At 70.0% G+C, this 14,467-nt stretch carries 11 protein-coding genes; 7 read left to right on the plus strand and 4 right to left on the minus strand.

The features are described 5' to 3' along the window. Nucleotides 1-8 precede the first annotated feature (8 nt). Together YS110_01285 and YS110_01290 are read left to right on the plus strand one after the other, a co-directional pair. On the plus strand, nt 9-986 hold the full coding sequence (locus YS110_01285; protein UJB63488.1) for a DUF808 domain-containing protein: 978 nt from the start codon (nt 9-11) through the stop codon (nt 984-986). Nucleotides 987-1,112: 126 nt separating this feature from the next. Then, entirely contained in the window at nt 1,113-1,724 is a 612-nt protein-coding gene (locus YS110_01290; protein UJB63489.1) for an OmpW family protein, read from the plus strand. A 140-nt stretch (nt 1,725-1,864) separates the two neighbouring features. Here the strand turns inward: YS110_01290 and YS110_01295 are convergent, their stop codons facing one another. From YS110_01295 to YS110_01305, 3 genes are all read right to left on the minus strand, one after another. Beyond that, on the minus strand, nt 1,865-3,148 hold the full coding sequence (locus tag YS110_01295) for an aminotransferase class I/II-fold pyridoxal phosphate-dependent enzyme (GenBank protein ID UJB63490.1): 1,284 nt from the start codon (nt 3,146-3,148) through the stop codon (nt 1,865-1,867). A 73-nt stretch (nt 3,149-3,221) separates the two neighbouring features. Further along, the gene (locus YS110_01300) at nt 3,222-3,908 is read right to left on the minus strand and encodes a 3'-5' exonuclease domain-containing protein 2 (protein ID UJB63491.1); all 687 of its coding nucleotides are present in this window, start codon (nt 3,906-3,908) and stop codon (nt 3,222-3,224) included. A 61-nt stretch (nt 3,909-3,969) separates the two neighbouring features. Beyond that, nucleotides 3,970-5,958 (minus strand): U32 family peptidase, encoded by a 1,989-nt coding sequence (locus YS110_01305; protein ID UJB63492.1) that lies wholly within the window; start codon nt 5,956-5,958, stop codon nt 3,970-3,972. A gap of 262 nt (nt 5,959-6,220) precedes the next feature. Between YS110_01305 and YS110_01310 the strand changes: the two genes are divergently transcribed. From YS110_01310 to YS110_01330, 5 genes are all read left to right on the plus strand, one after another. Next, nucleotides 6,221-6,745 carry a nucleoside deaminase gene (locus tag YS110_01310; GenBank protein ID UJB67311.1) on the plus strand — a complete coding sequence of 175 codons (525 nt, stop codon included), beginning with the start codon at nt 6,221-6,223 and terminating at the stop codon, nt 6,743-6,745. 98 nt (nt 6,746-6,843) lie between these two features. Next, on the plus strand, nt 6,844-7,080 hold the full coding sequence (locus YS110_01315) for a hypothetical protein (protein ID UJB63493.1): 237 nt from the start codon (nt 6,844-6,846) through the stop codon (nt 7,078-7,080). A 44-nt stretch (nt 7,081-7,124) separates the two neighbouring features. After that, nucleotides 7,125-8,177 (plus strand): tRNA adenosine(34) deaminase TadA, encoded by a 1,053-nt coding sequence (tadA, locus tag YS110_01320; GenBank protein UJB63494.1) that lies wholly within the window; start codon nt 7,125-7,127, stop codon nt 8,175-8,177. Continuing rightward, entirely contained in the window at nt 8,158-9,141 is a 984-nt protein-coding gene (locus YS110_01325; protein ID UJB63495.1) for an LD-carboxypeptidase, read from the plus strand. The genes tadA and YS110_01325 overlap by 20 nt, the downstream gene beginning before the upstream one ends. Nucleotides 9,142-9,299: 158 nt before the next feature. Further along, nucleotides 9,300-10,256: a patatin-like phospholipase family protein gene (locus tag YS110_01330; protein ID UJB63496.1), complete on the plus strand. Its 957-nt coding sequence runs from the start codon at nt 9,300-9,302 to the stop codon at nt 10,254-10,256. 114 nt (nt 10,257-10,370) lie between these two features. Here YS110_01330 and putA read toward each other — a convergent pair whose 3' ends face one another. After that, nucleotides 10,371-14,372, minus strand: a complete 4,002-nt coding sequence (putA, locus tag YS110_01335) for a trifunctional transcriptional regulator/proline dehydrogenase/L-glutamate gamma-semialdehyde dehydrogenase (protein ID UJB63497.1) — start codon at nt 14,370-14,372, stop codon at nt 10,371-10,373. Nucleotides 14,373-14,467 lie beyond the last annotated feature (95 nt).

Raw genomic sequence — 14,467 nt, forward strand, 5'->3', positions numbered from 1 at the left:
GAGCATCCATGGCCGGAGCCAGTCTGCTGACCCTGCTCGACGACATCGCCACCATCCTCGACGACGTGGCCGTGATGACCAAGGTCGCCGCCAAGAACAGCGCCGCCGTGGCCGACGACGTGGCCACCATGACCAAGGTGGCCACGCAAAAGACCGCCGGCGTGCTGGGCGACGACCTGGCGCTGAACGCGCAGCAGGTCACCGGCGTGCGGGCCGAGCGCGAAATCCCCGTGGTCTGGGCCGTGGCCAAGGGCTCGCTGGTCAACAAGGCCATCCTCGTGCCGGCGGCGCTGGCCATCAGCGCCTGGGCGCCGTGGCTGGTCACGCCGCTGCTCATGCTGGGCGGTGCCTTCCTGTGCTTCGAGGGCGTGGAAAAGCTCGCCCACAAGCTGCTGCACGGCGCGGGCGAAGAGGAGGCCGGCCATGCCAGCCACGCGCAGGCCAATGCGGATGCCACGGTGGACCTGGTGGCGTTCGAGCGCGAGAAGATCCAGGGCGCCGTGCGCACGGACTTCATCCTCTCGGCCGAGATCATCGTCATCGCCCTGGGCACGGTCGCGTCCGCGCCGTTTCTGCAGCAGGTGGCGGTGCTGGTGGGCATCGCCATCCTGATGACGGCGGGCGTGTACGGCCTGGTCGGCGGCATCGTCAAGCTCGACGACCTGGGCCTGTGGCTCAGCCGCAAGGCCAGCAGCGCCGCGCAGGCGCTGGGCCGGGGGCTGCTGGCGGCCGCGCCGTGGCTGATGAAGGCGCTGTCGGTGGCGGGCACGGCCGCCATGTTCCTGGTGGGCGGGGGCATCCTGGTGCATGGCATCGGGCCGCTGCACCTCGCCATCGAGGGCGCGGGCGCCGCCGTGGCGCGGGGCGCGCTGGGCGGCGTGTGGCAGGCCCTGGCCACGAATGCGCTCAACGCCGTGGCGGGCATCGCGGCCGGGGCCGTGGTGCTGGCGGGCGTGCGTCTGGTGCAACGCCTGCGCGGCAAGTGATGCGCGGTTGACACAGGTTTGACATGCATCCGCCTGGGGTTTGACCTAGGGCAAGATTGACCATTTTGCTCATAGGCCCAATGCATGCACGGGGGCCGTCCCCGTTCAACCGCATCGAGTTTTCCTATGAAAAAAAGTCTGCTGGCTGTAGCCGCTGTGTGTGCAATGACTTCGGGCGCTGCCTTTGCCCAGCAAGCCGAAGGCCCCTGGCTGGTGCGTGTGCGTGCTGTGAACCTGGACAGCGCCAACAAGGACAGCACGGGCCTGGACCTGTCGATCAACAACAAGGTCATTCCCGAGCTTGACATCTCCTACTTCTTCACGCCGAACATCGCTGCCGAGCTGATCCTGACCTATCCGCAAAAGCACGACCTGCGTTCCGGCGGCGCCAACATCGGCTCCCTGAAGCACCTGCCGCCCACGCTGCTGGCGCAGTACCACTTCACCAACTTCGGCGGCTTCAAGCCTTACGTTGGTGCCGGTATCAACTACACCAACTTCTCCAGCGTCAACTTCGACCCTGCTGTGCAGGCCGCGCTGAACCCCTCGATCAAGCGCAACAGCTGGGGCGCCGCGCTGCAAGTGGGCTTCGACATTCCGCTGACCAAGCAGCTGTCGCTGAACTTCGACGTGAAGAAGGTCTTCATCAAGACCGACGTGTACGCAGGCGACGTCAAGGCCGGCACCTTCAAGGTGGACCCCGTGCTGGTGGGCGTGGGCCTGGGCTACCGCTTCTAAGACTGCAAGGCTCTTTGATGGGGAAACCGGCGCTGCGGCGCCGGTTTTTTTTCGTCCCTGGTGGCCGCCCAACAAAAAGGGCAGCTATCTGAACGATAGCTGCCCGCGCTTGCCGGCAAAGGGCTGGAGGCCTAAAACGCTTAGACCGCTGCCAAGGCCTGGTTCAGGTCTTCCAGCAGGTCGTCGATGTGCTCGATGCCGATCGACAGGCGCACCATGCCTTCGCTCACGCCGGCCTTGGCGAGTTCCTGCGCGTCGAGCTGGCGGTGCGTGGTCGAGGCCGGGTGCGTGGCCAGCGACTTGGCGTCGCCGATGTTCACCAAGCGCGTGAACAGTTGCAGCGCGTCGAGGAAGCGCGCGCCCGCAGCGCGCGCATCGCCGTCGCCCGACTTGAGGCTGAACGACAGGATGCCCGAGGCGCGGCCGCCAAGCTGGCGCTGCACCAGCGCGTGGTCGGGGTGGTCCTTCAGGCCGGCGTAGCGCACCCATTCCACCTTGGGGTGGCCCTGCAGCGTCTCGGCGATGCGCTGCGTGTTCTCGCAGATGCGGTCCATGCGCAGCGCCAGCGTCTCGATGCCCTGCAGGATCAGGAAGGCGTTGTGCGGCGACAGGGCGGCGCCCGTGTTGCGCAGCGGCACCACGCGCACGCGGCCGATGTAGGCGGCCGGGCCCAGGGCCTCGGTGTAGACCACGCCGTGGTAGCTCACGTCGGGTTCGTTCAGGCGCTTGAAGCGCGCCTTGTGCTCGGCCCACGGGAACTTGCCGCTGTCGACGATGGCGCCGCCGATGCTGTTGCCGTGGCCGCCCAGGTACTTGGTGAGGGCGTGCACCACGATGTCCGCACCGTGCTCGATGGGGCGCAGCAGGTAGGGGCTCGGCACGGTGTTGTCCACGATCAGCGGCACGCCGTGGGCGTGGGCCACGTCGGCCAGCGCGCGGATGTCGGTCACGTTGCCCAGCGGGTTGCCGATGGATTCGACGAACACGGCCTTGGTGCGCGCGTCGATCAGCTTGCCGAAGCTCGCCGGATCGCGCGCGTCGGCGAACCGTACCTCAAGGCCCTGCTGCGGGAAGGTGTGGGCGAACAGGTTGTAGGTGCCGCCGTAGAGCGTGCTGGCGCTGACGATGTTGTCGCCCGCCTCGGCGATGGCCTGGATGGCGTAGGTGATGGCCGCCATGCCCGAGGCCACGGCCACGGCGGCGACGCCGCCTTCCAGCGCCGCGACGCGCTTTTCCAGCACGTCGGTGGTCGGGTTCATGATGCGCGTGTAGATGTTGCCCGGCACCTTCAGGTCGAACAGGTCGGCGCCGTGCTGCGCGCTGTCGAAGGCGTAGGCCACGGTTTGGTAAATGGGCACGGCCACGGACTTGGTGGTCGGGTCGGGTGCATAGCCAGCGTGAACGGCCAGGGTTTCGATGCGCATGGGTGAGTCTCTCCGGTGGTTGTCAGGCGGCGCTATTGTCTGCCAGGCGCGGCCTGCCGGATCGACGCGTTGGCTATGTGCTTATGCGCGAAACGCGCTGGAGCGCGGCACGTGGGGCGCGTGGCGTGCGTGGTGTGTGTGGTGCGGCGGGCGCGGCCTGGGCCGCTTCCCAGGCGGGCAGGGCCAGGTGCAGCACGGCGGGGGCGTGCGCGTCGTTGGCGGCGTAGCGGATCTGGCCGGGCGAGAGCTGGCGCGCGGCCCAGTTGGAGGTGCTGGTCTTCTTGGACTTGCGGAAGTTCTGCCCCAGCACCAGCGCCACGGCGGCGCGCACCCCCGTGTTGCGCCCGTAGCCGTGGCGGCCGAACACGCGGTCCAGGTCCACGAGCTGCATCGGCTCCGCGCCCAGGCGGCGCAGCAGGGCGCTGCGGTCGTTGTCCAGCCCGAAGCCCACTTTGCGGATGCGCTCGTCGGCCAGCACGGCGCGGGCGATCTCCAGCGCCTCGGGGTGGTGCAACTGCAGCAGCCAGGCCGCGTCGGGCGTGGCGAACTGCACCAGGTGCGGGCCCGTGTCGTTCTGGCCGGCGTTGAACAGGGGGCGGCTTTCGGTGTCGAAGCCCAGCACCGGCGCGGCCAGCAGCGCGGCGCGCGCGGCGGCGAAGGCCTGCGGCGTGGCGGGCACGTGGATGGCCGCGTCGGGCAGCTGCACGTAGGGCGGCAGCAGGGCGGAGTCTTCCTTGGTGGGGGCTTTGCGGCGCGGCATGTGCTATCGAGTCAGGAGCTGCCAGCGCTTGCTGGACAAGCGCTGGAGGCTGTTTTTGCCATCAATCGTGCTGCGCCTGCGGGCGCGTGCGGTAGAACTGCATCGGATGCTCCCGCATGTCCTTGCGGTGCTGGTTCAGCACCGACTTCTTCATGCGGCCCACCACGTGCATCTCGCAGGGCTTGCAGTCGAAGCGCAGCGTGAGCTTTTCCTTGCCGTTGACGAGCTGCAGCGGCTCGGCCTTGATGGTGCCCTTCACGCCGATCACGCCCTTGGCCTGCTTGGGGCACAGGCTCATGGAAAAGCGCACGCAGTGCTTGGTGATCATCAGGCTGACTTCGCCTTCTTCCTCCTTCGATTCGTAGGCGGCGTCGATCACCTTCACGCCGTGCTTCACATAGAAGTCGTGCGCCTTGTGGTTGAACACGTTGGCCAGGTAGGTCAGCGTGTCCTCGGGGAAGGGCGCGGGCGGCTCCACCGGCACGGCGCGCGGCAGGCGCACAAAGCCTTTGGCGCGCGCCTGCTCCAGCGCGGCCAGCGCGTCGCGGCGCAACTGGTTGAGCGCGGAGGCCGGAACGAACCAGGGCTGCGAGAGCCGCAGCGCAATGTCGTGCACGGCGAAGAGGGTCGCGCCGAAGCGGCCCAGTTGCTCGCGCAGCGTGGCCTCGGCCTTCGCCGAGTCCGTGGCGCCCTGGTGCGCCTGCGCTATGGCGGCGTGGCCCGCGAAGCCGTCCTCGTCCGTCAGCGTGAGCGCGAAGCCGTCAAGGGTTTCGCTGAACTCGGCCCACAGGCCGATGCGCCGGTCGCTGGACTTCTTCTCCAGCGTGCGCACCCAGTCCATGTCGCGGTTGCGGTTGATCTCCAGGCCCTTGCGCAGGTCCTTGAAGCCGTCGATCGCGTCCTTGGGGAACACGCGCCAGATGCCTTTTTTCGCGTGCACGGACTCGGCGCGGTTGATGTGCACGCCCACCAGTTCCTTTTGCAGGTCGTAGTAGCACAGGCCGTCGCCGTTGTGCAGCACGGTGGCCTTGTCGCTGGTCTCCAGCTCGAACCACTTGTCGCCGATCTGTGTGACCCAGCCGATGGCGCGGCCCGGCGTCTTGGGCGTGTCGAAGGCGCCAATGTCGTCCTGGCGGCCGTTGACGAAGTAGTCGGTGAACTCGCGGTTGAAGTTCTGATCCGGGTCGGGCGTGAAGGTGAAGGTGGTGCGCCCGCTGGAGGAGCGTGTGAACGCGCCCTGTTCGATGATCTCGTCGAGCAGGTGCCGATAGTGCGCCGTGATGTTTTTCACGTAGCCCATGTCCTTGTAGCGGCCCTCGATCTTGAAGCTGCGCACGCCCGCATCGATCAGTGCGCGCAGGTTGTCCGACTGGTTGTTGTCCTTCATCGACAGCACGTGCTTCTCGTGCGCGACGATGCGGCCTTGCCCATCGAGCACCTCGTAGGGCAGGCGGCAGGCCTGGTTGCAGTCGCCCCGGTTGGCGCTGCGGCCCGTATGGGCGTGGCTGATGAAGCACTGGCCCGAATAGGCCACGCACAGCGCGCCGTGCACGAAGAATTCGATGGTGGTGCGCGCCGGGTCGGTGGCGGCGCGGATGGCCTGGATCTGCTGCAGATCCAGCTCGCGCGCGATGACGATCTGCGACAGGCCCGCGTCCTGCAGGAAGCGCGCTTTCTCTGGCGTGCGGATGTCGGTCTGCGTGCTCGCGTGCAGCTGGATCGGCGGCAAGTCCAGCTCCAGCAGCCCCATGTCCTGGATGATGAGCGCGTCGGCCCCGGCCTCGTACACCTGCCAGGCCATGCGGCGCGCGTCCTCCAGCTCGTCGTCGCGCAGGATGGTGTTGAGCGTGACGAAGATGCGGCTGTTGAAGCGGTGCGCGTGCGCGATGAGCCGCTCCAGGTCGCGCAACGCGTTGCCCGCCGTGGCCCGGGCGCCGAAGGCAGGGCCGCCGATGTAGACGGCGTCGGCGCCGTGGTTCACGGCCTCGATGCCGATGTCGGCGTCGCGCGCGGGGGAGAGCAGTTCGAGCTGGTGGGGCAGGAGGGACATAGGGCGCGGATTATCCCCGGCAGGCCTTTTCACGCGGGCGCGTACGGCATTGCCGGGCATGGCCGCGCTGGGCAAACGCGGCTATCCAGCCGCCATGCTTGCCGCTAGGATGCGCTCTCCAATCCACTACCTGGGGCGCGCTATGGACTCTGCGAATGATCGTGACACGCAAGGCAGCTACCTGCTGCACCGGCTCTTCGGCACGGCGCGGGTCGTGCAGCGGCGCGACTTCCTGGCCTCGGGCGCGGCCCTGATGGCCGGGATGCATGTCGGCGGTGCCGTCGCCGCATCGGGGCCGGGCGCCGCCGCCGCCACCGAGGAAGACCGCGCCCACATGCGCCAGGCCATCGAGCTCATGCGCAAGGCCGGGGTGGTGGAGCGCACGGGCGGCCCCTTTGGCTGCGTCATCGTGCGCGATGGCGAGGTGCTGGCCGCCACCGGCAACAGCGTGCTGCGCGACAACGACCCCTCGGCCCACGCCGAGGTCAACGCCATCCGCGCGGCCTGCCGCAAGGTCGGGGCGCCGCACATCCGGGGCGCCACCCTGTTCACCAGCTGCGAGCCGTGCCCGATGTGCTATTCCACCGCCTACTGGGCGCGCGTCGGGCGCATCTACTACGCCGCCGCCTGGACCGACTATGCCGACCTGTTCGACGACCTGAACATCAGCGACGACATGAAGCGGCCCTACGACCAGCGCACCGTGCCCGTGCAGCCGCTGCTGCGCGAAGAGGCGCAGAAAGTCTGGAGCGAATTCCGCCAGATGCCCAACCGCGCCAAGTACTGAGTCCAGGCCCAGCCCCCCCGCCCGCCGGGGGCCGCAATTGCCGCTACAGTCCTGCCCACCATGCCATCACTCTTTGCCTTGAAGTCCGGGGGGCGCCCATGCGTGCGCTGATCGGTATCGCCAGCCTGCTCGTGGTGCTGGCCATCGTCGGCGTTCTGGCCAAGAAGCAGCTCGCCGCCACCCAGGCGCCCGCACCGGCGCTGCAGGCCCCAGGCACCGCCGCGCCCACGGGCACCGTGCGCGAGCAGAGCCAGCAGATCCAGCAACAGGTGCAGCAGCAGATGGAAGGGCTGATGCAGAAGTCGCGCCCGCTGCCCGGCGATGAATCCAAATAAAAACACGTGCTAACCCTTGCTGGGTAAGCGCAAGCAGCTATCAAATGCAGAGCGATGACGACGCCGCCTGGATGCGCGCCGCGCTGGCCCTGGCGCACGAGGCGGCGCAGGCCGGCGAGGTGCCGGTGGGCGCGGTGGTGGTCCGGGACGGCGCCATCATCGGGCGCGGGCGCAACGCCCCCGTGCACAGCCACGACCCCACGCAGCACGCCGAGGTGATGGCGCTGCGCGAGGCCGCGCGCCACCTGGGCAACTACCGGCTCGACGGCTGCACGCTCTACGTCACGCTGGAGCCCTGCGCCATGTGCAGCGGCGCCATGCTGCATGCGCGCCTGGCGCGCGTGGTGTTCGGCGCGCCCGACCCCAAGACCGGCGTGGCCGGCTCGGTGCTCGACCTGTTCGCCGAGCCCCGGCTCAACCACCACACGCGCATCGAAGGCGGGGTGCTGGCCGGGGAGTGCGCCGCGCTGCTGCAAGGCTTTTTCAGCCAGCGCCGCCGTGCCCAGCGCGCACAGGCCCAGCCGCTGCGCGAGGACGCGTTGCGCACGCCCGAGGCGCGCTTTGCCGGCCCGGCGGGCGCGTACCTTTTCTTCGACGGGCTGCGGCTGCACTACCTTGATGAAGGCCCGCGCGATGCGCCGTTGACGTGGCTTTGCCTGCATGCCAGCCCCGCGTGGAGCGAGGCCTGGCGCGGCATGCTGCCCGTGTTCACGCAGGCGGGCCACCGCGTGGTGGCGCCCGACCTGATCGGCTTCGGCCGCAGCGACAAGCCCAAGAAAGAGGCCCTGCATACGCTGGCATGGCACCGGCAGGCGCTGGCCGCGCTGCTGCAGCAACTGGCGCTGCGCAACGTGGTGATCCTGGCCCAGCCGGGCGCGGTGCTGCCGGCGCTGGACGCGCCGCTGGTGCAGGTGCTGCAGGGCGCGGTGGACGATGGCCTGCCGTTCCCCGACGCGGGCCACCGCGCCGGGCCGCGCGCCTTCGCCCGGTTCGCGGCAGAGCAGCGTGCGCCGGCCTTCACCGTGCCTGATGCCGGCGCCGATTCGGCCCGGGCCGCTGTGGAATACTCTGCCCGCTATGCACGACCATCACCATGACGATTGTGGCCACTGCGGCCATGACCACGGCCCCAAGCGCATCTACATCTACTCCCCCTCCAGCGCGGTGCGCGACAAGCCCGCCTTCAAGCGCGGCATCGCGCGCCTGAAGGCCCTGGGCCATGAGGTGGAGGTCGATCCCGACGCCCTGGCCACCCACACGCGCTTCGCCGGCGACGACGCCACGCGGCTGGCCGCCATCCACCGCGCGGCGGCCAGCGGCGCCGACGTGGCGCTGGTCTCGCGCGGCGGCTACGGGCTCACGCGCATCCTGCCGGGCATCGACTACGCCAAGGTGGCCCAGGCCATCGCCGGGGGCATGCATTTCGTCGGCCTGAGCGACTTCACCGCTTTCCAGTGCGCCGTGCTGGCGCGCACCGGCGCCACCACCTGGGCCGGGCCCGCGCTCACGGCCGACCTGGGCGTGGCGGGCGAGGTGGACGACATCATGCTCGCCTGCCTGGAAGACCTGCTCACCGGCCATGGCGAGGGCGCGGGCTGGCGCATGCCCAAGGAAAAGCCGCGCGCCGACGGCCAGGCCGCCGTGCCGGACACCTATATCGAATCCGCCACGCTGTGGGGTGGCAACCTGGCCATGCTGGCCAGCCTGGTCGGCACCCCGTACCTGCCGGCGGTGGAGGGCGGCATCCTGTTCCTGGAGGACGTGAGCGAGCATCCCTACCGCGTCGAGCGCATGCTCGCCCAGCTGCTGTACGCGGGCGTGCTGGCGCGCCAGAAGGCGGTGGTGCTGGGCCAGTTCAGCGGCTACCAGCTGGCCCCGCACGACAAGGGCTTCAAGCTGCAGAGCGTGGTGGACTGGCTGCGTACGCAGATCGCGGCCCCCGTGCTCACCAACCTGCCGTTCGGCCACGTGCCCACCAAGGTGCTGCTGCCCGTGGGCGCGCGGGTGTCGCTGTCGGTCGAGGGGCGCGATGCGCTCATCTACTGGGGCCACGCGCATTGACCGTTGCCGGCCTGGGATGCGCAGCGAGGCTGGGGCTGCAAGCCTGGCGCCTCAGGAAAACCCTTGCTGAGAGCTCCTTCTAACTTGCACCCGCGCCCCGGGTTGCCGTCCGGTTTCCTGTGATACTGGACTTTTGCAACCAACGTACAAAAACTTACATGGCTACCAGGGGTCCCTCGTCCGAATTTCGCATCCTCGCGCTCAGCGGCGGCGGGTACCTGGGGCTGTACGCCGCCGTGGTGCTGGCTGAACTGGAGGCGCGCGTGGGCGAGCCGCTGGGGCGGCGCTTCGACCTGATCGCCGGCACCTCGGTGGGCGGCCTGCTGTCAATGGCGCTGGCCTTCGAAGTGCCGATGGCCGAGCTGGTCAAGCTGTTCCTGGAGCGTGGCGAGGAGGTGTTTTCCTCGCGCCGCCTGCCCACGGGCGCGGTGACGCGGCTGCTCGACCTGTCGCGCTCCGTCATGGGCCCCAAGTACACGGGCGAGGCGCTGCGCAAGGAGCTCACGCGCCATTTCGGCAAGCGCACGCTGGGCGACGCGCTGCACGCCGTCGTGGTGCCCGCCGTGGACGTGACGCGCAGCGTCACCAAGGTGTTCAAGACGCCGCACGCCCAGGCCTCGCTGGGCGACGCGGGCCTGAGCGCCGTGGACGTGACGCTGGCCACCTGCGCCGCGCCCGCGTTCTTCCCGTGCGTGAAGGTGGGCGACAAGCTCTATGCCGACGGCGGCCTGTTCGCCGTGGCGCCGGACCAGGTGGCGCTGCACGAGGCCGAGCTGTTCATGGGCGCCAAGCCGTCCAAGGTGCGCATGCTCTCCGTGGGCACGGCCACCATGGGCTACCAGCCCATGGAAAAGCCCGAGGCCGACGTGGGCGCCGTGGGCTGGCTGACCGACGGGCGCCTGATCCTGACCATGATCTCGGTGCAGCAGCAGCACGTGCAGGCCATCATGGAGGACCGCCTCGCCGACCGCTACATGCGCCTGGATGCGCCCTGGCCCGCGCAGGCGGGGCTGGGCATCGACATCGCCACCAAGCAGGCGGCGCAGACGCTGACGGCCCTGGGCCAGCAGACCCTGGCCGGGCTGGACGAAGAACGGCTGCAGAAGTTCTTGTAGCCTTTTTCAAGGGTTTTTCGGGGTTTCCCCTTGCTGGGAAAGCGCTGGCAGCTATCTTTTTTGAAGGCCAGGCGGGGGGAGTGCCCCGCCTGGCCTTTTTCCATGGCCAAGCCGTCAAGCCATGGTCATCAGCTGTGCGTTGCCGCCCGCCGCCGCTGTGTTGGTGCTGATCGACTGCTCGTGGCACAGCGCCGCCAGGTCGTAGCCCTGTCCGGCCTGCAGTTCGTCGCTGCCCAGGCTTTCCACGCGCACCAGCGGGCCGGGGCGGGCGGCCACGGCGCGGCAGGCTTGCAGCAGCGCGTCGCCGTCGCCCTCGAACAGCAGGGCGGCCACCGGGGTGGCGCCGTCGGCCAGCGCCGTGCCCTCGGCGCCGTGCAGCCAGGGCGCGCCGGCATCGCCGGCCGCGGCGCGCAGCGCCTGCCAGAGGGCGCCGCAGCCGTTGTCGTCCTGCGGCAGCACCACGTGGCAGGGGTTGCCGCTGGCCAGTGCGGCGGCCACCTGGGCCACCAGGCCCAGCGGCGTGCGCGGCAGCGCCCACACCGGGCCGCGCGGCAGCAGGCGGTAGCGGTTGGATTCGCCCGTGGGGCCGGGCAGCAGCAGGCTGGCGCCCAGGCGCGAGGCGTTCAGCCCCGCCTCGCAGGCCGTGTGGGCGCGGGCCTGTTCGGGCGCGGGCAGCGGCAGCGTGGTCTGGCGCAGCTGGCGCAGCAGCTGCAGCGCCGGGTGCTCCGCCAGGCTGGGCGTGGGGGGCAGCAGGGCCAGCGCGGTGTTGGCCGGGCCGTGCACCAGGCGGTGCAGGTACAGCGGGCCGCCGGCCTTGGGGCCGGTGCCCGACAGGCCCATGCCGCCGAAGGGCTGCACGCCCACCACGGCGCCGATGACGTTGCGGTTGACGTAGAGATTGCCGGCGTGGACGCGCTCGCTCAGGTGCTGGATGGTCTCGTCGATGCGGCTGTGCACGCCGAAGGTGAGGCCGTAGCCCGTGGCGTTGATGCCGTCGAGCAGCGCGTCGAGCTGCTCGCGCGGGTAGCGGATGACATGCAGAACCGGGCCGAAAACCTCACGGGTCAAGCGCGAGGTGCTATCGATTTCGATGATGGCCGGGGCCACGAAGTGGCCGTTGAGCGCGCCGTCCGCGCGCTCCACGCGCGTCACCTTCTGGCCGGCCTCGGCCATGCGGGCGATGTGCGCCTCGATCTGCGCGCGCGCCTCGGCGTCGATCACCGGGCCCACGTCGGTGTGCAGGCGGTCGGGGTTGCCCAGCGTCCATTCCTGCAGCGCGTCGCGCAGCATGGTCAGGGTGCGGTCGGCCACGTCGTCCTGCAGGCACAGCAGGCGCAGGGCCGAGCAGCGCTGGCCCGCCGAGTCGAAGGCCGAGGCCAGCACGTCGGCCACCACCTGTTCGGCCAGGGCCGACGAATCGACCACCATGGCGTTCTGGCCGCCGGTCTCGGCCACCAGCGGAATGGCCTGGCCGGTGGGTGACAGGCGTGCGCTGAGCTGGCGCGCGATCAGGCGCGCCACCTCGGTGGAGCCGGTGAACATCACGCCCGCCACCTGCGGGTGGGCCACCAGGGCCGCGCCCACGCTCTCGCCCTGGCCGGGCACGAGCTGCAGCGCGCCCTGCGGCACGCCGGCCTCGTGCAGGAGGGCGACCATGGCGGCGGCCGTGAGCGGTGTCTGCTCGGCCGGCTTGGCCAGCACCGTGTTGCCCGCGGCCAGGGCCGCGGCCACCTGGCCGCAGAAGATGGCGAGCGGGAAGTTCCACGGGCTGATGGCCAGCACCACGCCCAGCGGGCGCTGCGCGGCGTTGTCGAACTGCGCGGCCACCTGGGCGCCGTAGTAGCGCAGGAAGTCCACGGCCTCGCGGATCTCGGCCACGGCGTTGGGCAGGGTCTTGCCGGCCTCGCGCATGATCAGGCCCATCAGCGGCTGGCTGCGCTGCTCCAGCAGGTCGGCGGCGCGCTGCAGCGCGTCGGCGCGCGCGGCGGGCGGTGTGCCGGCCCAGATGGGCGCGGCCTGGGCGGCGCGATCGCAGGCGGCCTGGACGTCGTGCGCGGTGGCTTCATGCACCCAGCCCACGGTGTCGCTCAGCTCGGCCGGGTTGCGCAGCGGCTGCCAGCCGGGCGCGCGCGCCGGGTCGGCGGGCAGTTCCACGCCGGGGGGTGCGGCCAGGTAGGCCTGGCGCGTGCTGTGCAGCAGGGCGGCGGCGAGCGAGGCGAGCTGCTGCTCGTGCGCCAGGTTCAGGCCGTGCGAATTGGGGCGCGATTGCGTACCCTGGCCGGCAAACAGATCCGCCGGCAGCGGAATGCGCGGGTGCGGTGCGCCCAGGCGGCCTTCCTGGCTGGCGATGTGCAGGGTTTCCTCCACCGGGTCGGTGACCAGCTCGCTGATGGGTACGCTGGCGTCGCCGATGCGGTTCACGAACGAGGTGTTGGCGCCGTTCTCCAGCAGCCGGCGCACCAGGTAGGCCAGCAGCGTTTCGTGGCTGCCCACCGGGGCGTAGACGCGGCAGGGGCGGGCCAGCTTGCCGTCGGCGGCGGTGCCGGTCACCTGCGCGTACAGCGGCTCGCCCATGCCGTGCAGGCACTGGAACTCGTACTGGCCGCTGTAGTAGCTGCCGCCCACGTTCTGCGCCAGGTGGTAGATGCTGGCCAGCGTCTGCGCGTTGTGCGTGGCGAACTGGGGGTAGATGGCGTCGGGCGCCTCCAGCAGCTTGCGCGCGCAGGCCAGGTAGCTCACGTCGGTGTAGACCTTGCGCGTGTACACGGGGTAGCCAGCCAGGCCGTCGAGCTGGGCGCGCTTGATCTCGCTGTCCCAGTAGGCGCCTTTCACCAGGCGCACCATCAGGCGGCGGCGGCTGCGCCGGGCCAGGTCCACCAGATAGTCGATGACGTGCGGGCAGCGCTTCTGGTAGGCCTGCACCACGAAGCCGATGCCGCTCCAGCCCTTGAGCGAGGGCGCGGCGCACAGCGCTTCCATCAGGTCCAGCGACAGCTCCAGGCGGTCGGCCTCCTCGGCGTCGATGTTCATGCCGATGTCGTACTGCTTGGCCAGCTCGGCCAGGCGCAGCACGCGCGGCAGCAGCTCGGCCATCACGCGGTCGTACTGGGCGCGGCTGTAGCGCGGGTGCAGGGCCGAGAGCTTGATGGAGATGCCCGGGCCCTCGAAGATGCCGCGCCCGTTGGACGCCGCGCCAATGGCGTGGATGGCCTGCTCGTAGGCCTGCAGGTAGCGCTGCGCGTCGGCGTCGGTGGCGGCGGCCTCGCCCAGCATGTCGTAGCTGTAGCGGAAGCCCTGCTTTTCATAGGTGCGGCTGTTGGCCAGGGCTTCGGCGATGTTCTGGCCGGTGACGAACTGCTCGCCCATCAGCTTCATGGCGCGGTGTACGCCCTGGCGGATCAGCGGCTCGCCGCCCTTGCCGATGACGCGCGTGAGCGCGGACGAGAGGCTTTTTTCGCTGTTGGTGGACGTGAGCTTGCCGGTCAGCACCAGGCCCCACGCGGCGGCGTTGACGAACAGCGAGGGCGAGCGGCCGACGTGCGATTTCCAGTCGCCCTTGCTGATCTTGTCGCGGATCAGCGCGTCGCGCGTGGCGCGGTCGGGAATGCGCAGCAGTGCCTCGGCCAGGCACATCAGCGCCACGCCTTCCTGGCTGGAGAGCGAGAATTCCTGCACCAGCGCGGCCACGCCGCTGCCGGCGGGCGCGTCGCGCAGGCCCTGCACCAGGCGCGTGGCCAGCTCGCGCACCTTGCCGGCCTGCTCGGCGTCCTGGGCGCGTGCCAGCGGCAGCAGCACGGGCAGGCATTCGGTCTCGGGGCGGTGCCAGGTGGCGGTGATGGCGGCGCGCAGCGGCGTTTGCGGCAGGATGGATTGGGCGAACACCAGGAAGGGCTGCGCCGCCTCTTGCGCCGGAGGCGCTTCTTCGGCACCGTCTTCCTGCGGAGCCTCGCCCAGGCCGGCCAGGCGGATGGTGGTGGCGCCGCGTTCGAGCGCATCGACGTACTGCAGGACCGCCTGCTTGATCAGCCAGTGCGGCGTGCGGCCCATCTCCTGGGCGGCGTTGCGAATGCGCTCGCGCAGCGTGTCGTCGACTTTGATGCCAATGGTGGTGGACATAACGGATCGGAATGGCGAAGGTGGAAGAAGAGGTGCAACCCTTTTGGGCAGTGAAATATCGCAAGGTTGCACCTTTTTGAATATAGGGTAAACCC

It is taken from the genome of Acidovorax sp. YS12 (assembly GCA_021496925.1).
In the GTDB taxonomy this organism is placed as follows: Bacteria; Pseudomonadota; Gammaproteobacteria; order Burkholderiales; family Burkholderiaceae_C; genus Paenacidovorax.

Excerpts from the sequence above, each read along its gene's own strand:
- YS110_01285 (UJB63488.1), top strand. The coding sequence starts at position 9 with ATGGCCGGAGCCAGTCTGCTGACCCTGCTCGACGACATCGCCACCATC.
- YS110_01290 (UJB63489.1), top strand. The coding sequence starts at position 1,113 with ATGAAAAAAAGTCTGCTGGCTGTAGCCGCTGTGTGTGCAATGACTTCG.
- YS110_01295 (UJB63490.1), bottom strand. The coding sequence starts at position 3,148 with ATGCGCATCGAAACCCTGGCCGTTCACGCTGGCTATGCACCCGACCCG.
- YS110_01300 (UJB63491.1), bottom strand. The coding sequence starts at position 3,908 with ATGCCGCGCCGCAAAGCCCCCACCAAGGAAGACTCCGCCCTGCTGCCG.
- YS110_01305 (UJB63492.1), bottom strand. The coding sequence starts at position 5,958 with ATGTCCCTCCTGCCCCACCAGCTCGAACTGCTCTCCCCCGCGCGCGAC.
- YS110_01310 (UJB67311.1), top strand. The coding sequence starts at position 6,221 with ATGCATGTCGGCGGTGCCGTCGCCGCATCGGGGCCGGGCGCCGCCGCC.
- YS110_01315 (UJB63493.1), top strand. The coding sequence starts at position 6,844 with ATGCGTGCGCTGATCGGTATCGCCAGCCTGCTCGTGGTGCTGGCCATC.
- tadA (UJB63494.1), top strand. The coding sequence starts at position 7,125 with ATGCAGAGCGATGACGACGCCGCCTGGATGCGCGCCGCGCTGGCCCTG.
- YS110_01325 (UJB63495.1), top strand. The coding sequence starts at position 8,158 with ATGCACGACCATCACCATGACGATTGTGGCCACTGCGGCCATGACCAC.
- YS110_01330 (UJB63496.1), top strand. The coding sequence starts at position 9,300 with ATGGCTACCAGGGGTCCCTCGTCCGAATTTCGCATCCTCGCGCTCAGC.
- putA (UJB63497.1), bottom strand. The coding sequence starts at position 14,372 with ATGTCCACCACCATTGGCATCAAAGTCGACGACACGCTGCGCGAGCGC.